This window comes from Stenotrophomonas sp., from assembly GCF_032061965.1.
Lineage (GTDB): Bacteria > Pseudomonadota > Gammaproteobacteria > Xanthomonadales > Xanthomonadaceae > Stenotrophomonas.
In genome coordinates, this window is the sequence record NZ_DAMBEF010000015.1 from 30272 (window position 1) to 54659 (window position 24388).

A 24388-nucleotide genomic window follows, 5' to 3' on the forward strand; every position below is an offset into this window, starting at 1 on the left:
TCAACTCAGGTGCTTGCGCCGCGCATAGATCCACGGCGCGGCCAGCGCCGCGATCGCACCGCCGGCAAAGCCGAGCGCCGCGGCCACCGCTGCCGCTTCCACGTGGCCGGGCAAGGCCAGCGCCGCCAATAGCAGCAGGCCGGCAGGCAGGCCGATGAACGAGGCCAGGAATAATCGCCAGCGGGGCACCCAGGTGTGCAGCTGCATCAGGCTGGCGCCAGTCCATGACTCGCCAGCGCGGTTGCGTCCGATTTTGTCCACAAGCTTGACCAGATCGACTTCAGCAACGGTCTTACCGGTCCGTGCCAAGGCCAGCTCCGCGCCAACGTCTGCAGGATCAGGCCAGTTCGAAGGCCAGGATTGCGGCACGGCCACCCCATAGGCGGCCAACAGCGGCAGGGTCAATGCCGGCGCTGACAGCGCGCGCAGCTTGCGCTTGTCCAACACGCACCAGATCTGCGAGGTGCCCTCGCAACTGACCTGGTAGAGCGCCAGCTGCTCAGCGGACGGGTACGGCAGAGCGGTGACACGCGCAGCCATCGATTCCAGGCCCATGCTGCGCAGGAAGCCGACCCGGCTGCGCCCGCTGTGCGCCCAGGCCAGGCCCAACGGTGCCAGCAGCATCACCTCGGCATGCTCGGGCGTGCCGCTGTTGGCGCGGTCATCACTGGATAGAAAGACCGACAGCGACCGGGGCTCGGCCACGTCCTGTACGCCCCAGCGCTGCGAATGGCCCAGCAGGAACTTCAGCGGCACCCGCGCAGCGATGGTTTCCCCGCGTGCGGCGTCAGAGGCGAACGGCACCACCGACGCGACGAAGGCGCGCAGCTCATTGCCGGGGCTGCTATTCCATTCCGCCGGCAGCAAACCGGCCAACAGACCATTGCGTGCGATCTGGTCGATCTGTTCCTTCTGCTCGACCAGCCGCGTAACCGCCGACTGCAACATGATGTTGGGTGGCACCGCCGCCTGCGGCAGGCGATAGCGCGGCGCTGGCGCCACTTCCTGCGCTGCTGCAGCCTCGTCGTCCAGCAGTTCCTCCACGGTGGGGAGGCTGGTGCCGGCGGGCGCCAACTCGGCGGATGGTGCGGCGTCGGGAGCGATGCTGGCAGCTGGCTGCATGGGGGAGGCGCGCACGGAAGGAATGATCCGTTAGCGGCCGCACGTGGAGGAAATGAAGATTACGACCGTGGCTTTGCCCCCTCCCTTTGGCCAAAGGCCAACGGGAGGGTTGGGGAGGGGTGCTTTGGCTTTGGCTTTGGCTTTGGCTTTGGCTTTGCTGCCAGCAAACAGCAAAATCAAAAACACCCCTCCCCCATCCTCCACTGCCCGATGCGCAAGGGAGGGGGCTATAAAAAACGGCGCCTTTTGGCGCCGTCTTCGTTCCATCAGCAAGCCGACTCACTTCGCCGGCGGCGCCCATTCCTTCAGGAAGGCTTCGAACTTGGCGCGGTCATAGCCTTTGCCCTTCTCCAGATCACCAGTGAACTGCGAATGCAGCAACTGGCCATCGGCATCCAGCACCAGCAGGTGCGGGTAGGCCTTGATCTCGGGGAAGCGCGCCAGGAAAGCCGCGTTCTCGTTCTCGTCGCTGAAGTTGACCTTCATCCACACGTAATTGGCATCACGGAAGCGGCGCAGCTCCGAATCACCTTCCATGAAGGCGTCCAGCAGATGGCACCAGGAGCACCACTCGCCGCCCACATCCAGCATGATCCGCTTGCCGCCGCGCTGGGCCTCGACCTTGGCCGTTTCCAGGTCCGCGACAGGGTCACGGGCCGGATCGAACTGGGCGTTGAGCCCGGCCACCGCAGCAATATCCGCTGCGGTGGGGGTATTGCCCGAGGCAACCGGTTGGCTGGTGTCGGCCACCGGCGCCTTCTGCTCGGAGGTATCCAATGGCTGCACCTTTTCCGGCGCGGCGGGCGGTGGTTGATTGCAGCCAGCCAGCGCCACGGTAAGCAACAGGAGAACCATTCCGAACAGCTGTTTCATCGCTAACTCCTTACTTCACACCGTGCATCAGTTTCTGCACCAGCGGGGCGATCAGGAACAGCAGCACACCGCCGCCGATCAGGATCCAGAAGCCCATCGTGTAACCGGCATGGGCCGACTGCACGGTCATGCCACCGGCGCCGCTGACGTGGCCTGCAAACAGACCGGCCAGATTGTTGCCGATGCCGGTGGACAGGAACCAGCCACCCATCGCGAAACCGACCAGCCGTACCGGTGCCAGCTTGGTCACCATCGACAGGCCGATCGGCGACAGGCACAGCTCACCGATGGACTGGATCCAGTAGACCGCGAACAGGGTCCAGAACGGGATCTTGTTGGTGCCCGGATCAAGCAGGCTGGACAGGGCGAACATCAGCAGCAGGAAGGCCAGGCCGTTGAAGATCAGGCCCAGGCCGAACTTGCGCGGGATCGACGGATTGGCCTTGCCCAGGCGCACCCACAACCAGGCCAGGACCGGCGCCAGGGTGATGATGGCAATCGAGTTGACCGACTGGAACCACGCGGTCGGGAAGGTCCAGTCACCGAACTGGCGGTCAACGATGCGATCGGCCAGGAAGGTGAAGGAGCTGCCGGCCTGTTCGAAGAACATCCAGAACAGCACGTTGAAGGTGAAGATGATCAGCATGGCGATCACGCGGTTGCGTGCCACCTTGCCTTCGCGGATGCCTTCGATCAGCAGCATGATGCCCAGACCGATGAACATCACGGTCAGGATCACCTGCAGTGCATTGGCACCGGCATTGAGCAGGCCGTACATCACCGGGATGGCGACCAGGCAGGCAATGGCGGTCTTGATCACCGGGCCGCTGCCCGGCTTGTCCGGCAGCGGCGCACCGATGCCCTTGAGGTGATGACGCTCGAACTGGAACCACACCAGGCTGATCAGCATGCCGATGCCCGAGGCGATGAACACCATCTTGTAGGCCGGCATGGCGTCGGTGCCGAACACCTTCTGCGCCAGGATCTGGGTGAGGATCGGCGAGATCATCGCACCCATGTTGATGCCCATGTAGAAGATGGTGAAGCCCGAGTCGCGGCGCTCGTCATCCAGCTTGTACAGCTTGCCCACCATCGTGGAGATGTTGGGTTTGAACAGGCCGTTGCCGACGATGATCGTGGCCAGGCCCAGGTTGAATATCTGCGGATTGGGGATGGCGATCATGAAAAGGCCGGCGGCCATGATCACCGCACCCATCAGGATCGAGCGTTGGTAGCCGATGATCCGGTCGGCGGCATAGCCACCAAAGATCGCCGCCGCATACACCAGCGCCAGGTAGGCACCGTAGGTATGGCTGGCCGACTCCTCACCCTTGGCATCGCCGCCGAAGAACTGGGCAACGATGTACAACACCAGTGCCCAGCGGATGCCGTAGAACGCAAAGCGTTCCCAGAACTCGGTCATGAACAGCATCCACAGCGGACGCGGATGGCCGAGGGTGGTCTTGAACTCCGGCACGGGCGCCGGGGTTGGTGTCGAATTGGGCGCGGCAGCGCTCATGCGGGTGTCCCCTGAATAGTTGGGCAAGTACGAAAAAGCCGGCCGGAAACGGCGCGACGGGCGAGGATCACCGAAGCGGCTGCACCACGTCAAATGGATACTGCCGCAACAAAGCACCGGGCAATGCCGGCCTGGGGACGCCTTGCAACGCCCCCTTGCTCATCGCAACACGCTGAATAGGTTGAAGTTTCGACGCCCTGACGGAACTCAGGCGTCGGCGCGGATGCTGGTGCGTACTTCAAACAACTCCGGGAAGAAGGTCAGCTCCAGCGCCTGTCGGAGGAAGCCTACGCCGCTGGAACCGCCAGTACCGCGCTTGAAGCCGATCACCCGCATCACCGTGCGCATGTGCCGGAAGCGCCACAACTGGAACTGGGTTTCCAGGTCCACCAGGTCTTCGCACAGCGAATACTCACGCCAATAGCGATCGGTGTCCTGATAGATGTTCTCGAAGACTTGGCGCAGGGCCGGGTCGCTGACGTGGGGCTGGGTCCAGTCGTGGCCATCGTAGGCCGCCGGGATGGCATGGCCGAAGCGCGCCAGGTAGGCCAGGAACTCCTCGTACAGGCTGGGCGCTTCCAATACCTCGCGCAGCTGCGCCTGGCCTTCCGGGTCATGGGCGAACACGTTGAGCATGTCGGCGTTCTTGTTGCCGAGCAGGAACTCGATATAGCGATATTGCAGCGACTGGAAGCCCGAGGACGGGCCCAGCACGTCGCGGAAGCCCATGTATTCGGACGGCGTCAGGGTTTCCAGCACCGCCCACTGCTCGGTCAACAGGCGCAGCACCTGCTTGGCCCGCGCCAGCACCTTGCGGCATTGCCAGACCTCGTCACGCTGCATGTGGCCGCGCGCCGCACGCAGCTCATGGCCCAGCAGCTTGAGCCACAGCTCCGAGGTCTGGTGCTGGATGATGAACAGCATTTCGTCGTGGTGCGGCGGGTTGGACAGCGGCTGCTGGGCCGACAGCAGCTGGTCCAGGCGCAGGTAGCCGCCGTAGGTGAGCCGGCCCTGCAGATCGGTATGGATACCGGCTTCGAGCTCACGCTGGTTCTTTTCTACGGTCATCGGCCTGGCCATCGGATGGGGCGGCAAGGGTAACGCAGGCCGATGCCGGCACGCTGGGTCGCCTTATGCCTCGAGCACCCGCCCCCCGGTAGAGCCGAGCCATGCTCGGCTGCGGCCTTCCCGGTAACGCCGCTGCCGAGCATGGCTCGGCACTACCTTCCTCTCCGCTGCCGAGCATGGCTCGGCTCTACCGGTCGGCCCTCCCGCGCAAACGGAATCGAAACACGCCCAAACCCCGCTGGCGCGACAATGTGCCACCTCTGCGCTTACAGACTGAATACGTTGCGTTTGCTTGCCCATGTTGAGCCCGGCGGAACAAAGCCGCCCTGTACCCGGTCAATCGTGCTGCGGCGCAGGACGGCTTTTTCGGCCTGAGTCCTTACCATGTGCAATTCCTATCATTTGAAACCATCTGTCCAAGGTGTTGCTGCAATGACGGTTTCCGCCCAGTTCCAAATCGATTACCTGCAGTACCTGGATGCCGACGGCAACCTGGTACGTGACGATCTTCCCGCCTCGCTACGCGACCCGCGGACCCTGCTGCCGATGTTCAAGCAGATGCTGGCCACGCGGGTGTTCGACACCAAGGCCGTGGCGCTGCAGCGCACCGGCAAGCTGGGTACGTTCGCCTCCTGCCTGGGCCATGAAGCGGCCCACGTCGGCATCGGCGCGGCCATGAAGACAGGCGACGTGTTCGCCCCCAGCTACCGCGAGTACGGCGCCATGTTCATGCGCGGCGTGCGCCCGCGCGACGTCCTGATGTATTGGGGCGGCGACGAGCGCGGCAGCGACTACGACCGCAACAGTGATGCGGTGCGCGATTTCCCGATCTGCGTACCCATCTCCACCCAGTGCCTGCATGCCGCCGGCTCGGCGCTGTCGTTCAAGCTGCGCAACCTGCCGCAGGTCGCGGTCAGCGTCTGCGGCGACGGTGGCAGCTCCAAGACCGACTTCTATGCCGCGGTGAACTCGGCCGGCGCCTACCAGCTGCCGCTGATCCTGTGCGTGGTCAACAACGGCTGGGCCATCTCGGTGCCGCGATCGGCCCAGACCGGCGCCGAAACCCTGGCCCAGAAGGGCCTGGCCGGTGGCCTGTTCTGCCTGCAGGTGGACGGCAACGACCTGATCGCAGTCCTGGCCGCGATGGAACAGGCGCGCGAACGCGCCCTGTCCGGCAAGGGCGGCACGGTGCTGGAGCTGCTCACCTACCGCCTGTCCGACCACACCACCGCCGATGACGCACGCCGCTACCGCGACGATGCGGAAGTGAAATCGGCCTGGTTGAAGGAACCGCTTATCCGCCTGCGCAAGTACCTCACCGCGCAGGGCGTGTGGAGCGAGGAAGAAGAAAAGAACTGGATCGCCGAGTGCGGCACCCGCGTCGATGAGGAGGTCAACGCCTACCTCAACTGCCCGGTGCAGCCGGTCGAGGCGATGTTCGACTACCTGTACGCCGATCCGCCGCCGGACCTGCTGGCGCAGCGCGCTGCCGCCATCGCCCTGGAGCAGCGCCATGGATGACATCAAGCGCAATGTTCCTGTCACCCCGGCCAGCCACGATCACGGCGTCGCGCACAGCGCGGCGAGCAACAGCGGAGACAACCCGATGACCGCCACCCCGATCACCCTCATCGAAGCCGTCACCCAGGCCCTTGCCTGGGAAATGGAACACGACCCCTCGGTGCTGGTGCTGGGCGAAGACGTGGGCGTCAACGGTGGCGTGTTCCGCGCCACCGCCGGCCTGCAGCAGCAGTTCGGCCCGCAACGCGTGCTCGACACCCCGCTGGACGAAACCACCATCGCCGGCCTCACCGTCGGCCTGGCCGCACAGGGCATGAAGCCGGTGGCCGAAGCGCAGTTCGACGGCTTCGTCTACCCGATGGTCGATCACCTGATCTGCCACGCCGCACGCCTGCGTAACCGTACCCGTGGCCGCCTGCATTGCCCGATGGTGCTGCGCGTGCCGTGGGGCGGTGGCATCCGTGCGCCGGAACACCACAGCGAAGCCAACGAGGCCATCTTCACCAATGTGCCGGGCATGCGCGTGGTGCTGCCGTCCAGCCCGCAGCGCGCCTATGGCCTACTGCTGGCGGCGATCCGCGAGCCGGATCCGGTGATCTACATGGAGCCCAAGCGCATCTACCGCCAGTACAAGGAAGTGGTTGCCAATGATGGCGAAGCACTGCCGCTGGACGTGTGCTTCGTGCTGCGTGACGGTACCGACGTCACCCTGGTCACCTGGGGCGCGCAGGTCAAGGAAGCGCTGGAAGCGGCTGACAAGCTGGCCGGCGAAGGCATCAGTGCCGAAGTCATCGACGTGGCCACGCTGCGCCCGCTGGACTTCGCCACCATCGCCGAATCGGTGGCCAAGACCGGCCGCTGCGTGATCGTGCAGGAAGCGCCCAAGACCGCCGGCTTTGGTGCCGAGATCGCCGCCCGCCTGGCCGAAGAGTCGATGTACGACCTGGTGGCCCCGGTCGAACGCGTCACCGGCTATGACACCCACATCCCGCTGTTCCGCCTGGAGATGAAGTACCTGCCGAGCGTTGAGCGGATTGTGACCGCCGCCAAGCGCGCGGTCGCGGCGGGCTGACATGCTGGCACGCCTGATTGGCAGCTACCGCAGCCAATACCGTACGCCACTGCAGTTCCGCACCGGGCAGATCGTCGAGCTCGGTGTGCGTGACGAGGAATGGCCTGCCTTTGCCTGGGTGAAAACCGAGGCAGGCAGTGCCGGCTGGGCGCCGGTAGCCTGGTTGCGGGTACTGGACGACGGCCGTGCCGAAGCGCTGTGCGACTACAGCGCACGCGAGCTGGACGTCGACCGTGGCGAGCAGGTGAAGCTGCATCACGAACATGGCGGCTGGTGGTGGTCCGAACGCGCCGACGGCGCGCAGGGCTGGTTGCCGGCACGCGAACTTGAATTGCTGGAAGAGAACTGCACATGAGCCAGACCAAGAATTTCAACCTGCCCGACCTGGGCGAAGGCCTGCCGGACGCGACCATCGTGGAGTGGTTCGTCAAGGAAGGCGACGTGATCAAGCTCGACGAACCACTGGTGTCGATGGAGACCGCAAAGGCCGTGGTCGAAGTGCCCTCGCCGGTCTCCGGCAAGGTGCTGAAACTGGCCGGTGCCGCCGGCGACATCGTGGTCACCGGCCACGTACTGGCCAGTTTCGAGATCGACCCCAACCTGCCGCAGCGTGCCGAAGGCCAGGACACCGGCCATCACCACGGCGCCCCGGCCGACGCCGCGCCGGCACCGGCCGCTGCACCGGCCCCGGTTGCCGCAGCCGCCGCCGAGCGTGCCGATGAAGGCACCGTGGTTGGTGCGATGGTCAGCTCCAATGCCGTGCACACCGAGCAGGCCGTGGCCGTCGGCGGCGTCAAGGCGATGCCGGCCGTGCGTGCGATGGCCCGCAAGCTGGGCGTTGACCTGACCCGCGTCCGCGCCACCGGCGCCGAAGGTGCGGTGACGATGAATGATGTGAAGCAGGCGGCGGCAGATGGCACGGCGCGCGTGGGTTCACCTCTCCCGCAAGCGGGAGAGGTCGGCGCGCACAGCGCGGCGGGTGAGGGCCTACCCCCTTCCGCCCTGCGGGCACCTTCCCCCGCAAGCGGGGGAAGGGATTCAGTCGCAAGCCGCACCCCGCTGTCCGCCGCCGGCAAGCCGATGCGCACCGCGCCCCCGGGCGTCATCGCCAAGGGCCAGCCGGAACCGCTCAAGGGCGTGCGCCGCAACATGGCGCGGGTGATGGCTGATGCGCACAGCAAGGTCGTGCCGACCACGCTCAGCGACGATGCCGACATCCATGCCTGGGCACCGGGCAACGATATGACCTCGCGTCTGGTCCGCGCCATCGTCAGCGCCTGCCAGGCGGTGCCGGCGATGAATGCCTGGTTCGACGGTGACAACCTCACCCGCACCCTGCATGCCCAGGTCGACATCGGCATTGCCGTGGACACCGACGATGGCCTGTTCGTACCGGCCCTGCGCAATGCCGACATGCTGGATGCACGCGCCGTGCGCGAAGGCATCAACCGCCTGCGCCAGCAGGTCGAAGACCGTTCGATCGCGTCGTCGGAACTGAGTGGCTACACCATCAGCCTGTCCAACTTCGGCATGTTCGCCGGCCGCTATGCCACGCCTGTGGTGGTGCCGCCCTGCGTGGCCATCGTTGCCGCCGGCCGTGCCCGCTTCCAGGTCACTCCGGTGATGGGCGGCATTGAAACCCACAAGGTCATCCCGCTGTCGGTTACCTTCGATCACCGCGCCTGCACCGGCGGCGAAGCGGCGCGCTTCCTGCGGGTGCTCATCGATGATCTGGCCATGGCCAGCTGATCCACGCTTGAATCCCAGTTGCAGCAAGACATTGGGCCCGCAGCAATGCGGGCCTTTTTTTTATCTGCCACCTCGTCCCCTCTCCCGCAATCGAAACGCGGCTTTGCGGCTGCAGTTGCATGCGACGGCTGGATACGTAGCGATGACGGATCAAGACAAGTCCCGCATCCCGAAACCTTCAACAAGTTGTCACCTCAGCATCCCCCCACGGCGCGTTAGGATGGCAGCACCCAAACCTGCCGTCAGCCCATCATGGCCACCTGGACCTGCAGCAACTGCAAGGAAACAAACGAAGACAGCTTCGACCAATGCTGGAAATGCGGCAGTTTTTCCGATGGCACGCGCGCATCCGGCAGCCAGGACAGCGATACCCCGGCCTGGATGCAACCACCCCGCCTGATCAACTGCCTGCGTTGCCCCGGCACGCGCATGACATTCATTGGCCGGCGACGCTTCCACGAAGGCACGCAGGCCATGCCCTTCCTGTTTGGCAATCTGGGCGAGCTGTTCGTCAACCGCGAAGAGTTCGACCTGCACGCCTGCCCGAGCTGCGGCAAGGTGGAATTGTTCCTGTCCAATCACTGACTGCAGCCAACCGTCCTGCACGCAACGGAGTACCGCCATGGCCCATCGCAGCCGCCTCGCCGGCTTCATCATTGATTGCCAGGACACCGACAGTGATACCGCTGCCGCCTTCTGGAGCGCCGCGCTGGGCCTGAAGGCCGAGCCCGGTTACACCGAAGATGACGGCGCACAGTACAGCGAACTGCAGGACGCCCCTGGCGGGCTGCATGTGGAAGTGCAGCGCGTCAGCCATCCTTCGCGCGTGCACCTGGATATCGAGGCAGACGACATCGATGCCGAAGCCGAGCGCCTGGAAGCACTTGGTGCGCGCCGTATCGGTTTCGTCAAACGCTGGTGGGTGATGGAAGCACCTACCGGTCATCGCTTCTGCATCGTGCGCATGCGTGACCCCGGGCAGGGCCCGGCCCCCAACACCTGGGAATAGCCCCTTCACGGTGCAATGAACGCCGGCATGTCCCAATAGCGGGCTTCACGTTCAAGGAAGACACCGCATGGGATTGATTACCGGAATGATCGCGGGTGGCCTGGTGGGCCTGGCCGCCATCAACGTCATGGCACTGATCGCAAAAAACAGCGGCTCCCCGCATGACCTGACCAGCTTCACCTCTGACCAGAACGTGCTGGCCAAGGTTGATGCCTGGGCTGACAGCCACGGCTATCGACGGATCAGTGACAGCAACGGCACGCGGGTTTACCGCAAGGGCAACAACATTCTTACCTCGCCGATGTTCCTTGAAGTCAGCCAGGAGGGTCGCCGCTATGTATTCAAGAGCTATACCCAGATCAATGGCTTCATCATCAAGGGCGACATGGCACTGAGCGGCAATGGATTCCTGGCCCGCCTGCCACGTTCAATGGCCAAAAAAGCGCAGAACGAACTGTTCGCCACCCTGAACGTGCCCGGCTTGCCCTGAGCCCACCGCGTTCGCGACAAGGCGGTGATAATGCAGGCCCGTGACCTGCAGGATCAGCGCATGCGCCCCACCTCTTCGTCCAACGCCCCACGCGTGCTGGTGGCTGGCGGCAGTCGCGGCATCGGCCTTGCCATCGCCCACGCCTTTGCGACAACCGGCGCAAACCTGAGCATCTGCGCGCGCGGCGCACAGGCCCTGCAACAGGCTACGCGTAAGCTGCAGCAGGCGGGTGCGGCAACCGTGCACAGCCAGCCCTGCGACCTGGCCGATCCTGCGCAGATCACACACTGGGTGGATGCCGCCGCAAACGCGCTGGGCGGCATCGATATCGTCATCAACAATGCGTCCGGTTTCGGCAACGGCAACGATGACGCCAGTTGGCAGGCCGGCTTCGATGTCGACCTGATGGCCGCCGTGCGTACCAATCGCGACGCCTTGCCGTATCTGCGGCACAGCGCGCAGCCGGCCATCCTCAACGTCAGCTCGATCAATGCCTCGGTGCCAACGCCGCGTGCGGCGGCCTATTCCACCGCGAAGGCCGCGTTGAACTACTACACCGTATCGCTGGCCACCGAACTGGCGCGCGAACGCATCCGCGTCAACGCGATCGCCCCCGGCTCGATCGAATTCCCGGGGGGCCTGTGGGACCGACGCCGCAGTGATGAGCCAGCACTGTATGCACAGATCCGTGATCGCATCCCGTTTGGCGGCTTTGGCAACGCCGAGGATGTTGCCGCCGCCGCGCTGTTCCTGTGCTCGCCCCAGGCGCGCTGGATCACCGGCCAGATCCTGGCCGTGGATGGCGGCCAATCCCTCCCGGCAACAGCGGTGTAAGCCGCGAAGCCCGCTGCGCTTCAGCCATCACCGACTCCGCGCGCGGCCGTTGCCGCGCAGGGCCCGGGCCACGACGTGGTCACACGGCGCGGGTAAGCACCGCGCACCCGGGTTGCGCGCCTTTCCTTTCGCACGTTCCCGACAACTCCGCACATTGGACCGCCGCTGGAGCGGCCATCAGACCAGCGCTGCCGGACCGATCACCCGTACGCCCGGCCGTGGCGCCAGCGCGGCCTCGACCAATGCGGCTGCGATGCTGCTTGCCGGGTTGATCCGCCAGGCCCGCGGCAACACCGGCCCCAATGCGCCCAGCACCTTGCTGGCGAACTGTTCGCCGGCGCGGTGTTCGGCACGCTCGCCACCGATCAGGCCGGGCCGTACCAGGGTCAAAGATGCAAAACCGACGGCCCTCAGATCGCGCTCCAGCTCGCCCTTCACCCGGCTGTAGAACACCCACGCATCCGGGTTGGCACCGGCTGCCGAATTGAGCGCAAACACCTTGCAGCCATGAGCATGCACGGCATTGGCAATGGCCAACGGGTAATCATGATCGATGCGATGGAAGGCCTGTCGCGACCCCGCCTGTTTCATGGTCGATCCCAGCGCGCAGATCGCCGCGTCCACTTGCCAGTCCTGCGATTGCAGGGGCAACTGCTCGAAATCCACCACCGGGTTGCACAGCCGCGCATGATTCACCAGCAGCGCACGCCGGGTCGGTGCCAGCACCGCCGTACACCGCGGGTCGGCCAGCAGCCGCTGCAACACCTGGGCGCCGACCAGCCCGGTCGCACCTGCCAAAAGTACCCGCATGCATCTCCCTCCGTGACCGGTTGCCATTCAAGCAGGCCACCACCTTGCCGATAATGGCTGTTGGAAACCACCCCAGCGGTGCGCGACAGCACCCCCAACCCCGCGGAACCGGCACGATGGCTGACAGCCCTGACGATACCTCCCACTCCCGCGGCAGCGGGCTGGGGCGCATCCTGTCCCGTCGGTCGGCAACAGCCAGTGCCGGCGATACCGCGGCCACCCTGGGCAATGGCAACGCCGGCATGGCCATGCTGCAACGTCTTTTCATCGGCGCCGAGGCCCCCGAGCCGCTGCTCGCAGCCTTCGCCCAGGGCTTGTGCACCTTGCCCGGCGAGCTGGGTGACATGGGCTTGCGCCTGCACAGCGCCCACGCCGAGCAGGACTGGCAACGCTACGGACGGCTGCTGCGGCAGCTGATCGACAAGTACATCCGCACCATCGAGCAGGACACGCCGGGCGCCGGCAACAGTGAATCCACGCAACTGCGTGACCTGCTGCGCGACACGTTGGACGCGGTGCTGGCCAGCCTGCTGCAACAGGCCCCCGCACTGGGCCAGCAGGCCGGGCAGATGAGCGAGGAGCTGCGCATCTGGCGCAGCGGCCAATCCCTGCAGCCCATCGCCACCCACCTGCGCGAGCTCTGCCATCAGGTGGGCGTGCGCAGTGCCAGCCTGCAGGAACAGCACGAGCTGCTGCTCAAGCTGTTCGCACTGTTGTTGGACAACATCACCGAACTGCTGGACGAGCAGAGCTGGCTGCATGGACAGGTACGCACCGTGCGCGAAGTCCTGGCCGGGCCGTTGGATACGGCCTCGCTGGAGCAGGCCCGCAACGAGCTGCGCGAAGTGATCTACCGGCAAGGCCTGCTGCGCCAGGGCATCGGTGAATCCAAGCAGGCGATGAAGGACCTGATGGTCGACTTCGTCCAGCAGGTCGATGGCATGGCGACCGAAACCGGCGAGTACCACGATCGCATCGCCAGCTATGCCATCGCCGTGCGCCAGGCCCGCAGCATCGCCGACCTCAACCATCTGTTGCAGGAAGTGCTGCAGGACACCGCCCGCGTCCAGTCGCAGGCCGCGCGCGCGCGCGACCACCTGGCCAACGCCCGCGCTGAAGCCAAGGCTGCCGAGCTGCGCGTGCAACAGCTTGAGCGTGAACTGGAGGACGTCGGCAGCCAGCTGCGTACCGATCCATTGACCGGCGCACTCAACCGGCGCGGGCTGGAAGCTGCATTGGTCCAGGCCATGGCGACGGCACAGGGCCCGCTGAGCATCGCCATGCTCGACCTGGACCACTTCAGCCACACCAATGCCAGCTATGGCCATGCCGGTGGAGACCGCGCCCTGCGCCACCTGGTGGCAACCGCCCAGGCCCGGCTTGGCAACACGGGTCAGATCGCGCGACTGGGCGGCGATGAGTTCGTGCTGATCCTCACCGACATGCCGCTGGCGCAGGCCGAGGCGCAGCTGCGGCGCCTGCAGGAAGCGCTGGCACAACGCCCCTTCCTGCACGACGACCAACGGGTGCACGTGCGCTTGAGCGCCGGGGTGGCGCAATGGCAGGCCGGTGAGAGCACCGAGCAGTTGCTGCAGCGTGCCGACCGGGCACTGTATGCGGCCAAACAGGCCGGGCGCGATCAGGTCCGCAGCGCCGACTGAGCCTAGCGCCTGCGGGCTGTGATATTCCGTCCACTGATGCGTATCACCTGCGCATGGACACCCGCATGACCACCGCCACCGAGGCCCAGCGCCACCACTTCGCCGAACTGCTGGGGCAACACCAGGGCATCGTGCTCAAGGTGGCGCGCAGCTATTGCCGCGATGCCGAGGATCGTCGCGACCTGCTGCAGGAAATAAGCATTCAGGCCTGGCAGGGCTTCGCCGGATTCGATGCCACGCGTGCGCAGTTCAGCACCTGGCTGTATCGCATTGCCTTGAATGTGGCCATCACGCGGGTACGTGCGGTGCGCGTGCGGCAACGCCACCACGCCGACAACCACGACATCGACACGCTGCCGGCCGCCGACACCACCGAGGACGCCGCGCAGCTCACCCAGCTCTATGCGGTCATCCAGGCCCTGCCGCCGCTGGACCGCGCCCTGGTCCTGCTGCACCTGGACGATTGCAGCCACCGCCAGATCGGCGAAGTGCTGGGCATCAGTGCCAGCAACGCCGCCACCCGCCTGCATCGCATCAAACAGCAGCTGCGTGAGCAGTTCGCCGACACCCCGACCCGACAAGGCTGAGCCCATGGAACTGGAACAACTCAAGACTGCCTGGGCGCAACAGACCCAGCGCATCGATCATCTGGAGGGCCTGGTAGCGCAGGCCTGGCAGCAGCCACGCCAGCAGGAGGTCCGCCGACGGCTGCGTTGGTTCAGTGGCATGCAGCTGAGTTGGTTGCTGGCGTGGATCGTGGTCACCGCGCTGGCCGCGACCTTCTGGATCGCGCACCGGCAGGTACCGCAGCTGCTGCTGACCGGGCTGGCCTTCCACGTCTACGGCATCGCCGCGATCTGGGTATCCATTACCCGCGCCTTGCTGGCCTTGCAGCTGCATGGGGGTGATGCGCCGGTAGTGACGCAACAGCTGCGGCTGGCAAGACTGCGCCGCTTCACCGCAGTCACCGAGCTGGCGCTGGGCCTGCCCTGGCTCTGCCTGTGGCTGCTCGCCCTGCAGTGGGCCTGCGTGCAATGGTTGGGGCTGGATCTTTACGCGGCGGCGCCGCGCTGGTTCCTGGCCACCCTGGGGATTGGCGTGGTCGCCATGATTGGCGCCGTCGCCGCGGCGCGCTGGGGCCTGCGCCAAGTGGACGCGCAACATTGGGCACGACGCTGGCTGGACACCCTCTCCGGGCAGTCGTTGCTGCGCGCACAACGCACGCTGCAGGAGATCCAGGCGTTCAAGCTGCAGTGACCGTGATACCCGTTGGACCCGGCCGCCCCATTCCGCGTGGGACAGGGCGGCCGTGACAACTCAGTGCGCGGCCTTGCCACCGCGCAGGCGCTGGAACAGCGTCACCGCCGCAAGCACCGCGATACCGATGGCGATGCCCACCACCACGCTGCCCAGCGCGTTGGCCAACCACGCCAGGTTGGCAGGTGCCAGGCCGATCACGAAGTGATGCAGCGCCGGGATGGCGTGCACCAGGATGCCGCCACCCACCAGGAACATCGCCGCGGTACCAGCGACGGACAGGGCACGCATCAACCACGGCGTGGCGCGCAGGATGCCGCGCCCCAAGGCGGCCATCGCGCGGCCCTTGTCCAACAGCCAGGCACCGACGTCGTCGAGCTTGACGATGCCGGCCACCAGGCCATAGACGAAGACGGTCATGCCAATGGCAATGGCGACCAGCGCGGCCACCTGCTGCCCGAACGGCGCGTCGGATACCACGCCCAGCGACAGCACGATGATCTCCGCAGACAGGATGAAATCGGTGCGCACCGCGCCCTTGATCTTGTCCTTTTCCCACGCCACCACGTCGGTCTTGTCGTCAGCCAATGCGCGGCTGAGTTCGGCCTTGTGGGCATCGTCCTCTTCCTTGGAGTGGAGGAACTTGTGCGCCAGCTTTTCCACGCCTTCGTAACAGAGGAAGGCACCGCCAATCATCATCAACGGGGTGATCGCCCACGGCAGCCAGGCACTGATCGCCAATGCAGCCGGCACCAGGATCGCCTTGTTTAGCATCGAGCCCTTGGCCACGGCCCACACCACCGGCAACTCGCGGTTGGCACTGACACCCGTTACCTGCTGCGCATTCAAGGCCAGGTCGTCGCCCAGTACGCCGGCGGTCTTCTTGGCGGCAACCTTGGTGAGGATGGAGACGTCGTCCAGCAATGTTGCGATATCGTCGAGCAGGGCAAACAGGCTGGCTCCAGCCATTGGGACACCGTTGGTATGGGGAACGGCGATTCTCCCCGATTCCTGCGCCAATGCGTAGTGAGCGCGCATTCACCCATTGCCGACCTGACAACGGCCACACTGCGGGTCTGGCCACGAGGAGCATGCAGTGAGCGAGCCGACCAGCAACGACAGTCCCTCGACCATCGGTGGCATGAGCCGCCGCCAACAGATCGTGCGGCTGTTGCTGCGCTACCGGCACTCCGGCGTTTTCTCGGGCATCTCCCTGGACGGAGAGATCCCACGGCTGGGCAAGGCCCCCACCGCCGGCGACCCCACCCAGTTCGTGTCTGACCTGGAGGCCTTGGGTACCACCTTCGTGAAGCTGGGCCAGGTGCTGTCCACCCGCCCTGACATGATTCCCGCCGAGTACGTGACCGCGCTGGAACGCATGCAGGAGCAGGTTGCGCCGATCCCGGTCGAGCAGATCCGCAGCGTGGTCGAACAGGAGCTGGGTGCCCCCGTCAGCAAGGTATTTGCCTGGTTCGACCCGGAGCCATTGGGTTGTGCATCCATCGCCCAGGTGCATCAGGCCGAGCTGCATGATGGCCGCCAGGTCGCGGTGAAGGTGCAGAAGCCGGACATCGCCGCCCAGCTGCGCTCGGACATCGGCGTACTGCGCAGTTTTGCCACCGCCGCCGACCACCTGACACGGGTGGGCCGAAAGGTGCGTTTCTCCGATTGGCTGGACGAGTTTGCCAAGACGCTGCGCATGGAGCTGGACTACCAGACCGAGGCCGCCAATCTGGCGCGCTTTGGCCAGCACCTGCAGCCCTATCCGGAGCTGTGGATACCGCAGCCGGTATGGGACCTGTGCAGTCGCCGGGTACTGACCATGGAGCTGGTGCAGGGCGTGCGCGTGGATGCGATCCCACCGGTACGCCGCACCGAACAATCGATGGAACCACTGGCGGCGGCCTTGGTGCGCGGCTACCTGGACCAGATCTTCGTGCATGGCGAAATCCATGCCGACCCACACCCGGGCAACCTGCGTGTGACCCCGCAGGGGCAGCTGGCGATCTTCGACCTGGGCATGGTCGCGCATGTACCGCCACGCCTGCGCGAACGACTGCTCAAAGTGTTGTTTGCCGCCGTCGATGGCCGCGGCGAAGAAGTCGCCGACGAGATCATCGGCATCAGCACGCGCCTGGAGGACTACGACGAGGAGCGCTATCTGCGCGAAACCGGGCAGATGATTGCCCGCTACGCCGCCAACGGCACCATGTCCGAAGGCCACGTGGTGCTGGAGATCGTGCGCACCGCCACCGCCGCCAACCTGCGCACGCCGCCGGAATTGAGTCTGCTGGGCAAGGCCCTGCTCAACCTGGAAGGCGTATGCCGGGTGCTGGCGCCGGAGCTGGACACGCGCCGCGTGGTCGAGAAGCAGTTGCAGCACGTCATGCGTGCGCACTTCCGCAAATCCCTGTCGGCGGCCAACCTGGCCAGCGAGGCGATGGAACTGCAGCAGTTGCTGCGTACCGGCCCACGCCGCATGTCCGACATCCTCAGCCTGCTGGCCGAGAACCGCCTGCAGATGAAGGTGACCGGGCTGGAAGAATCGCGGCTGATGGAGAACATCCAGAAAGTCGCCAACCGCATCGCCGCCGGCCTGATCACCGCCGCGCTGCTGTTGTCATCAGCGCTGCTGATGCGGGTACCGTCGCGCTGGACGCTGTTCGGCTACCCGACCTTCGCCATCGTGCTGTTCATCCTTGGCGTGGTGATCGGCATGGGCCTGATCCTGAGTTCGCTGCTGTTCGACCGGCGCACCCGCGCAAGCGCACGCGAAGAACGCAGTCACCGTTAGCAGCGCGGCAACGGGTCCGGTCGCAGCCAGACCGAGGTGCACGAACTGCCATCGTGCACATCGTCGAACAGCTGCACGCTGTCCTCGGTGTTACGCACGGCCAACGTGTACAACAGCGGCAGGAAGGCCGCCATGTCGTCCTGGTCCAACGAGGGCATATCCGCCAGCTGCGCGATGTTGCCGTGTCCGACCAGTTCGCGCAGCTGCGCGCCACCTGCACCGCGCATCGGCGCAGCAAGGTTGCCGATGCCAACAATCAGGATGCCCTGCTCACGCAAGGGGCGCAGCCACGCCCCCAGCGCCGCGTGCTCCAGCGGTGACAATGCCGTGTCCAGGCTGACCTGCACGACCGGGATCGATGCGTGCGGATACAAGGCCTGCACCAGCGCCATTACGTCTTCGTTCAAGGCATGGCTGCTGTCCAGGCGCGCACCGGGCAGATCCAGCAAGCCATTGATGCGCCGCGCGACCCGTGCCGATACCGTCTGCAGGACGTGCGGACTTTCATGCTCGGGCGCGATGCTGATGCAGATGCCCTGCGTGCGCCATTGCGCAGACACGCAGACCACCGCGCGCGGCCTCGGGAACAGCGCAGCCACGTCCTGCCAGCCACGCCCTGCGGCGCTCTTGGCGGAAGTCTGATCAAAGGTGCCGTGCCCTGCAAACAACGCGGGCATGCGGATTACGTTGTCCATGAGTGTCCTGGGATGCGAGGCCAGTACCAGCCGACAGGCTGTTGGCGATCGCGGCGGTGCCGGGCGTCCATCGCCCGCATCCTTACCGCAGGGCGCCACTTTGCCTGCGGCCACGTGATGGGAAGATGAATAGGCGATTTTTGCGCTGGATCACCAAAAAACATTTCAGTCAGCTTCGCGCAGGCACCATCCGGACGTCCCTTCGTCACGTAGCTGAAACAGCGTGGTGATAGGCGACGGCGGCCGCGGCCGCTGCAACTTCCTCCGCTACCGCAAGTGACCGCATGCATTGGATCATCTGGCTGTGCCTGGCCGCGCTCGTTGTGCTGCTGCTGCTCTCCCCAGTCCTGGCCCGTACCAAGGCCGCTCTTCTTTCCGTGATGCTGCTGTTGCTCAGCGCGTGGTGGCTGATCGACAAACTCAGTGGCGATGGCATCAACTCGGCCACGCTCTACCACCTGCGCAGCGACATGGAAGGTGCCGGCATAGGTGACTTCGCCGGCTATATCGCCGGCTTCATCGGTTTGTTGCTGCTGTCCTTCGTGCTGCCCGTGGCACTGCTGCGCATGCGCCGCCTGCACTTGCCGCGACATGGCGCCACGGTGTTTGCCGGTTTTGCCGCTGCACTGGTCACCACGGTGCTGCTCAGCCCGCTGTATGGCGATGCCCGCCGCGTCTACCAGCAGATGCAGCCGGTGGATTACAGCGCAGTGGCACCGGAATACCAGCTGCCCTCGCGCCCACTCGGCAAGCGCCCCAACATCGTCTGGATCTACGGCGAGAGCCTGGAACGCACCTATCTGGACCAGGCCGCATTTCCCGGCTTGATGCCCAACATTGCGCGTCTGGCCGGCGAGGGACTGGATCTGCGCAACATCGCCTCGGCCGATGGCAGCGGCTGGACCATCGCCGGCCTGGTGTCCTCGATGTGCGGCGTGCCGCTGACCACCGCGCAGGGCGACGAAAACAGCATGGGGCGCATGGGGCAGTTCCTGCCCGAGGCGTTCTGTCTGGGCGACTACCTGAAGCAGCAGGGCTACAGCAACCACTACATGGGCGGTGCCAACGGCCAGTTCGCCGCCAAGGCGGACTTCCTCCGCAGCCATGGTTTCGACGATGTACGCGACCTGGAGTGGTTCCAGCAGCAAAAAATCAGCAAGAAGCACTTCTCCGTCTGGGGGGTACATGACGATGTGCTGCTGGACCGCGCCTATGACCGCTTCGTGGAGCTGTCCGAGGCAGGCCAGCCGTTCATGCTCACTGCATTGACCATGGACACCCACCATCCCGCCGGGCACCTGCCGGTGTCCTGCAAGAACACGCGCTATCGCAGCGAGTACGGCAACATCGGCCTGCTCAACGCGCTCAAGTGCAGCGACCGCCTGATCTCGCGGCTGGTGGACCGCATCCGCGACAGCGCATTCGCCGACAACACATTGATCGTGGTCGCTTCCGATCATCTGGCCATGCCCAACGACCTGAGCGATGTGCTGGAGAAACAGCACCGCGAGAACCTGCTGCTGTTCCTGGGCAAGGACGTGCAGCCGCGACAGATCGTCGCCCGCGCGGGCACCACGCTCGACTCCGGCGCAACCGCCCTGAACCTGATCGATCCGGCGATCCATGCCATGGGCTTCGGCCGCTCATTGCTGACCCCTCCTGCAGCCAACAGCGCCAGCTACGCGGCATTGCAGAGTGACCAGCGCGACTATGCGCGCTACCGCGCCTTCGCCCGCTCGCTGTGGCTGGGCGAGCAGACCCGCATGTTGCGCCTGGACGACGACCAGGTGCTGGTCGGCGTGCAGAAGGTACAACCACCGGTGCTGCTGGAGTACGACGAGCAGTGGGCGCTGAAATCGATGTATCTGGAGAACACCTCGCGCAAGTTCGAGGAGGCCGATCCCCATCACCGCCTGGCCTACGTCGACCGCTGCACCGCCTTCGAGGACGGATCCGCCGATGGCCAATGGTGTGCACTGCTGGTGGACAACAAACAGGGCATGCGCATGTACCGCGACGCGCAGCTACGCCGTGGCATCGCGGTGGATGCCCCGTTGCAGGCCTTCAGTGGGCAACGCCCCAACGTGCGCCAATCGCGCATGATCAGCCGGCAGCCGCGCCATACCGGCCCGGGCCAGTACATCCTGGAGTTGTACGCGGCACAGCGCCCGCAGCGCGCGTTCTGGGTGGAGGCCGTGTCGTCCAAGCGCAAGGTGGTGGTCGCCCAGCAATGGGTGCAGGCTGACGCCGATGGCCGTATCCGCATGCCGGTCGGTCTGGACCGGGAAATCGACGACCTGGAGATCCGTGCCTGGCTGAGCCATGCCGAACAACTGGCAGTGGATGATTACGCGCTGGTACCAACGACGGTGGAACATCCGCGTTCGTAACCGCCAAGGCATTCCCCCTCGTGTGTCATGAGGGGGTTGCCGCTGTCGGCCCGCATGCCTGCTTCGCGGCCTACGCCGCTCCCACCGGACCTTCGTCGGGGTCACGGACCAAGTGGATGTCGGTCGGGGTGACCAGGGCAATGCCGCCGGCCGCGCTCTGCTGCAGCAGCTCGAACAGCACGTCGCTGCGCGTACCGTAGACACTGCGCGCCGAGGACACGTAGGCAAAGCTGTTCACCGCGATCTGGCCACCGCTGATCGAATCGATGAAGAACGAAGGCGCCGGCTCGTCCAGCACGGTTTCGTTGGCGGCGTAGATATCCAGCAACAGCGTCCGCAGCTTGCCCACGTCGGTACCCAGCGGCACCGAGAACTGCACCTGGATACGCCCCAGTGCATTGGACATGGTCATGTTGCGGATGGTCTTGGTGATCAGCTCCGAGTTCGGCACGATCAAGGTGGAGCGGTCGCCCACCTGGATTTCGGTCGAGCGCACCGAGATGCGCCGGATATCGCCTTCCTGGTCACCGATCTTGACCCAATCGCCGATTTTCACCGGGCGCTCGGCCAACAGGATCAGGCCAGAGACAAAGTTCTGGGTAATGGCCTGCAGGCCGAAACCGATACCCACCGAGAGTGCACTGGCCAGCAGCGCCACCTTCTCGAAGCCAATGCCCAACGCCGCCAGTGCCCACAGGGCGGCCAGCACGATGCCCAGGTAGTGCGCGACGGTGCTGATCGAGTTGCGCGCACCGGTGTCCAGCTCGGTCTTGGGCAGGTAGGTTTCCACCAGCCATTGCTGCACCACCCGCATCAACGCCAGCCCAAGCACCAGCACCAGTATCGCGCTGAAGATGGAGGTCGGCGTCAGCAGGCTGTCGCCGATCTTGATGCCGGCGGCCAGGCGCTCCAGCCAGCCATACAACGCACTGACATTGCCGAAAGGCGCAACCACGGCGGTGATGCCCAACAGCACCAGCCCAATGCGCAGAGCGGCTGACAGCAGCACCCCGCCCTGCTCCAGGCGATTGTCGGGCAAGCCGGTGGACAAGCGCAGCATGCGCCCCATGGCGCTGCTCGGTGCCAGCAGCCACAACGCGAAGTCGTCGGCGAAACGCATCAGCAAGGTGGTCGCCAGCACCACCACCGTCACCCACACCATCTGCTGGGCGGTGAACATGGCGAAGTTGAGGTAGCCCATCAAGGTCGCCACCAACGCCGCACAGATGGTGAGGTAGCCCCCCAACCGCGCGATCACCAGCCAGCCGCTGCGCGGGGCCTTCGGCGCATGGCCCTTGCTGGCGTCCTGCTCGGCCTGCGCTGCCGCCGCTGCACGGCGGCGATGGAGACCGGCCAGGGTAGCCAGCATGGACATGATCAGCACCACGTAGGTCAGCGCGATCAATCCGTCCAGGGTGATCGTGCCCACCTGCGAGGTACGTGCCGAGCGGTTGACCTCGCGCAACAGCATGGTCAGCCAGGTCAGGCCAGCCGCGCCCCAGGCAAAGCGACGCAGGCGGCCGGCGGCCAGATCATCGATGTCCAGCAGGCGCCACGATGGCCGCTTGGGCACCAGCAGGGCGGCTGCCAGGGCACCGATGAATGCGGCGACAAAGGTGGCAACCACGAAGATATCGGCCACCGACTCCAGCCGCGGCGCAATCGCACCGATCTCGCGCAGGCTACTCACCAGCACGATGGCAGCAACGCCAGGCAGCAAGGTACCCACCAGCAGCAGCCACACCGCCAGCCCGGTACGGCGCAGACGCCCTGCCGGCGCACGTTCGGATGCGGCGTATCGCCGGCCCAGGTGGCGCAACCACAGGCGCAGGGGGAACAACAGCAGCAGCGCCAGCCCAGCCCCCAGCAACGGCGTGCCCCAGCCCTTCTTGTCAGCCGCCTTCAGCAGCGCATTGCTGGCCTGCCGATACAACGCATGGAAACGTCCCAGGTCATCCGGCAGATGCTCGGCGAACTCGCGCCATAAGGCCGGTGACAACGGCGAGGCCACCTTGCGCCCGAGCTGCTCGCCGAACTGCTGGGCGCGCATCTTCTCGATCGACTCGCTGGCCTGCTTGGCATCCTCGGCCAGCAGCTTGCCGCGCTTGATGTCCGCATCCACCTGGCTGCGCTGCTGGCCCAGCAGCTTGCGCTGGCGGGCGATGCCGGCATCCTCGCCACCTTCCGGTGCCGGCCCCAACTGCTCGATGCGGGCATCGAGCTGGCTCAGTTCCGGCTGCAGTGCCTGCACCGCGCCCTCGGCATCGCGCTGCGCCTGCGAAGCGCGCTCGGCCAATGTCTTGAGCGTCTCCAGCGCATCGGCATCGGTGACCGCACGTTGCACGGCCTCGAACGACTTCGAGGCCTGTTCAATGCGGGCCTGTGGGCTCAGCTCGGCACCCGTCGTGGTTTCAGCAGCGGCAAACGCGCTGCCGGCAGACAACAGGAACACCAGCAAGGCCGCACGCAGCGGCAATCTCAAGCGTTGGGCAAACAAGGCAACACACCGGCTTGCGCGGACCACCGCGCCTGCCGGGAACTATAAGGCAGCGCGCGTTGGCAGCATGCGAACCACTGGGCAAAGCTCAGTATTTGAGGCCCAGCTCGGTGATGTGGTGGCGGTTGAGCTCGTAGATTTCCTGGAACTCTTCTTCGGTGAGTTCGTCCGGGGCGTATACCGCAACCGGATCCCATTGCTGGGTAGTTGGCAACGGCTGGCGGGGCCCGGCCCGCAGTGAAAACCCGTGGCCTTCGTAGTCGACCACTTCCGGCAATTGTTCCCAGCGCTCGCGCGCGTAGCGGTTCTGCCCCTTGAGCAGGATCACGACAAACATGGATTTCTCCCGTCTACGGATGGCAACAGCCTAGCGCAGCGGGCTGAAACCGGCGCGAAGATCCGCGGCCGCGCTGCGGTGCCGGTTCAGCCTGCCCGGAGAACACCCGCCGGCGGCCACGAGGCCTTCACCCGGCTTGCCCTATAGCTTGCCTTTCCGCGACCCGTCGCCGCTGATCGAGGCCTGCAATGCGTCCGCATCCGCCCCTTTCCACCGTGTCATCGGTGGACCTGCAGCGCTACCTCGGCAGCTGGTACGAGATCGAGCGATTGCCAATGGAAAGGGAACCGGAAGCGGCCACCGATGTCAGTGCCCATTACTCGCTCAATGGCGACGGCAGCGTACGCGTGCACAACCGCTGCCTGTTCCGCGGCAAGCTGGAGGAGTCAGTCGGCCAGGCGCGCCCCATAGACGGCAGCAACAGCAAGCTGGAAGTCACCTTCGCGGCGGAAGGCCTGCGCTTCATGCCATTCACCCGGGGCGATTACTGGGTGATCCAGTTGGACGCCGGCTACAGCTGCACCCTGATCGGCAGCCCCGACCGACGCCACCTGTGGCTGCTGGCGCGCCTGCCACAGATGGATGCGACCACCCGCCGGCACTACATCGCCTATGCACGCCAGCAGGGTTTTGATGTGGACCAGCTGATCCACACCACCCATACCGGCCACCCGACCGCAGGCTGAACAT

23 protein-coding genes are annotated in these 24388 nt (G+C 65.5%); 14 read left to right on the top strand and 9 right to left on the bottom strand.

Annotation, left to right across the window (positions count from 1 at the left end; all coding sequences use genetic code 11):
• The 4 genes from RT460_RS09895 to RT460_RS09910 form a co-directional block, all read right to left on the bottom strand.
• Nucleotides 1-1137: a hypothetical protein gene (locus RT460_RS09895; protein WP_313318735.1), complete on the bottom strand. Its 1137-nt coding sequence runs from the start codon at nucleotides 1135-1137 to the stop codon at nucleotides 1-3.
• Between the two features lie 264 nt (nucleotides 1138-1401).
• Nucleotides 1402-1977 (bottom strand): thioredoxin family protein, encoded by a 576-nt coding sequence (locus tag RT460_RS09900; protein ID WP_313318831.1) that lies wholly within the window; start codon nucleotides 1975-1977, stop codon nucleotides 1402-1404.
• Nucleotides 1978-2005: 28 nt separating this feature from the next.
• Nucleotides 2006-3514 carry an oligopeptide:H+ symporter gene (locus RT460_RS09905; RefSeq protein WP_313318737.1) on the bottom strand — a complete coding sequence of 503 codons (1509 nt, stop codon included), beginning with the start codon at nucleotides 3512-3514 and terminating at the stop codon, nucleotides 2006-2008.
• A gap of 207 nt (nucleotides 3515-3721) precedes the next feature.
• Entirely contained in the window at nucleotides 3722-4582 is an 861-nt protein-coding gene (locus tag RT460_RS09910; RefSeq protein WP_313318738.1) for a tryptophan 2,3-dioxygenase family protein, read from the bottom strand.
• Between the two features lie 432 nt (nucleotides 4583-5014).
• Between RT460_RS09910 and pdhA the strand changes: the two genes are divergently transcribed.
• The 8 genes from pdhA (at nucleotide 5015) to RT460_RS09950 (ending at nucleotide 11257) form a co-directional block, all read left to right on the top strand.
• Complete coding sequence (gene pdhA / locus RT460_RS09915) at nucleotides 5015-6103, top strand: pyruvate dehydrogenase (acetyl-transferring) E1 component subunit alpha (RefSeq protein ID WP_313318740.1); 1089 nt, start codon at nucleotides 5015-5017, stop codon at nucleotides 6101-6103.
• Complete coding sequence (locus tag RT460_RS09920; protein ID WP_313318741.1) at nucleotides 6096-7175, top strand: alpha-ketoacid dehydrogenase subunit beta; 1080 nt, start codon at nucleotides 6096-6098, stop codon at nucleotides 7173-7175. Before pdhA ends, RT460_RS09920 begins: the two co-directional genes overlap by 8 nt.
• A 1-nt stretch (nucleotide 7176) precedes the next feature.
• Nucleotides 7177-7530 (top strand): SH3 domain-containing protein, encoded by a 354-nt coding sequence (locus RT460_RS09925; RefSeq protein WP_313318743.1) that lies wholly within the window; start codon nucleotides 7177-7179, stop codon nucleotides 7528-7530.
• A complete protein-coding gene (locus RT460_RS09930) occupies nucleotides 7527-8924 on the top strand; it encodes a dihydrolipoamide acetyltransferase family protein (RefSeq protein ID WP_313318744.1) in 1398 nt (465 codons plus the stop codon). The genes RT460_RS09925 and RT460_RS09930 overlap by 4 nt, the downstream gene beginning before the upstream one ends.
• Before the next feature lie 252 nt (nucleotides 8925-9176).
• Nucleotides 9177-9509 (top strand): hypothetical protein, encoded by a 333-nt coding sequence (locus RT460_RS09935; RefSeq protein WP_313318746.1) that lies wholly within the window; start codon nucleotides 9177-9179, stop codon nucleotides 9507-9509.
• 37 nt (nucleotides 9510-9546) lie between these two features.
• The gene (locus RT460_RS09940) at nucleotides 9547-9933 is read left to right on the top strand and encodes a VOC family protein (RefSeq protein WP_313318747.1); all 387 of its coding nucleotides are present in this window, start codon (nucleotides 9547-9549) and stop codon (nucleotides 9931-9933) included.
• A gap of 67 nt (nucleotides 9934-10000) precedes the next feature.
• Entirely contained in the window at nucleotides 10001-10423 is a 423-nt protein-coding gene (locus RT460_RS09945; protein ID WP_313318749.1) for a hypothetical protein, read from the top strand.
• Between the two features lie 60 nt (nucleotides 10424-10483).
• Nucleotides 10484-11257 (top strand): SDR family oxidoreductase, encoded by a 774-nt coding sequence (locus RT460_RS09950; RefSeq protein WP_313318833.1) that lies wholly within the window; start codon nucleotides 10484-10486, stop codon nucleotides 11255-11257.
• 177 nt (nucleotides 11258-11434) lie between these two features.
• Here RT460_RS09950 and RT460_RS09955 read toward each other — a convergent pair whose 3' ends face one another.
• Nucleotides 11435-12067 (bottom strand): NAD-dependent epimerase/dehydratase family protein, encoded by a 633-nt coding sequence (locus RT460_RS09955; RefSeq protein WP_313318751.1) that lies wholly within the window; start codon nucleotides 12065-12067, stop codon nucleotides 11435-11437.
• 116 nt (nucleotides 12068-12183) lie between these two features.
• On the opposite strand from RT460_RS09955, the gene RT460_RS09960 reads away from it, so the two are divergent.
• From RT460_RS09960 to RT460_RS09970, 3 genes are all read left to right on the top strand, one after another.
• Nucleotides 12184-13728 (top strand): GGDEF domain-containing protein, encoded by a 1545-nt coding sequence (locus RT460_RS09960; RefSeq protein WP_313318753.1) that lies wholly within the window; start codon nucleotides 12184-12186, stop codon nucleotides 13726-13728.
• Between the two features lie 65 nt (nucleotides 13729-13793).
• A complete protein-coding gene (locus tag RT460_RS09965; protein ID WP_313318755.1) occupies nucleotides 13794-14315 on the top strand; it encodes a sigma-70 family RNA polymerase sigma factor in 522 nt (173 codons plus the stop codon).
• A 4-nt stretch (nucleotides 14316-14319) separates the two neighbouring features.
• Nucleotides 14320-14985, top strand: a complete 666-nt coding sequence (locus tag RT460_RS09970) for a hypothetical protein (RefSeq protein WP_313318758.1) — start codon at nucleotides 14320-14322, stop codon at nucleotides 14983-14985.
• A 60-nt stretch (nucleotides 14986-15045) separates the two neighbouring features.
• On the opposite strand, the gene RT460_RS09975 is transcribed toward RT460_RS09970, so the two are convergent.
• A complete protein-coding gene (locus RT460_RS09975; protein WP_313318760.1) occupies nucleotides 15046-15954 on the bottom strand; it encodes a DUF808 domain-containing protein in 909 nt (302 codons plus the stop codon).
• A gap of 172 nt (nucleotides 15955-16126) precedes the next feature.
• Between RT460_RS09975 and RT460_RS09980 the strand changes: the two genes are divergently transcribed.
• Nucleotides 16127-17779 (top strand): AarF/UbiB family protein, encoded by a 1653-nt coding sequence (locus tag RT460_RS09980; protein WP_313318834.1) that lies wholly within the window; start codon nucleotides 16127-16129, stop codon nucleotides 17777-17779.
• Here RT460_RS09980 and RT460_RS09985 read toward each other — a convergent pair.
• The gene (locus RT460_RS09985) at nucleotides 17776-18474 is read right to left on the bottom strand and encodes a class III extradiol ring-cleavage dioxygenase (RefSeq protein WP_313318762.1); all 699 of its coding nucleotides are present in this window, start codon (nucleotides 18472-18474) and stop codon (nucleotides 17776-17778) included. The genes RT460_RS09980 and RT460_RS09985 overlap by 4 nt on opposite strands.
• Before the next feature lie 284 nt (nucleotides 18475-18758).
• On the opposite strand from RT460_RS09985, the gene RT460_RS09990 reads away from it, so the two are divergent.
• On the top strand, nucleotides 18759-20864 hold the full coding sequence (locus tag RT460_RS09990) for a phosphoglycerol transferase I (protein ID WP_313318763.1): 2106 nt from the start codon (nucleotides 18759-18761) through the stop codon (nucleotides 20862-20864).
• 70 nt (nucleotides 20865-20934) lie between these two features.
• Here RT460_RS09990 and RT460_RS09995 read toward each other — a convergent pair whose 3' ends face one another.
• Together RT460_RS09995 and RT460_RS10000 are read right to left on the bottom strand one after the other, a co-directional pair.
• Complete coding sequence (locus RT460_RS09995; protein WP_313318766.1) at nucleotides 20935-23361, bottom strand: DUF3772 domain-containing protein; 2427 nt, start codon at nucleotides 23359-23361, stop codon at nucleotides 20935-20937.
• Nucleotides 23362-23449: 88 nt separating this feature from the next.
• Complete coding sequence (locus RT460_RS10000) at nucleotides 23450-23698, bottom strand: hypothetical protein (RefSeq protein WP_313318768.1); 249 nt, start codon at nucleotides 23696-23698, stop codon at nucleotides 23450-23452.
• 188 nt (nucleotides 23699-23886) lie between these two features.
• On the opposite strand from RT460_RS10000, the gene RT460_RS10005 reads away from it, so the two are divergent.
• Complete coding sequence (locus RT460_RS10005) at nucleotides 23887-24384, top strand: lipocalin family protein (protein ID WP_313318770.1); 498 nt, start codon at nucleotides 23887-23889, stop codon at nucleotides 24382-24384.
• Nucleotides 24385-24388 lie beyond the last annotated feature (4 nt).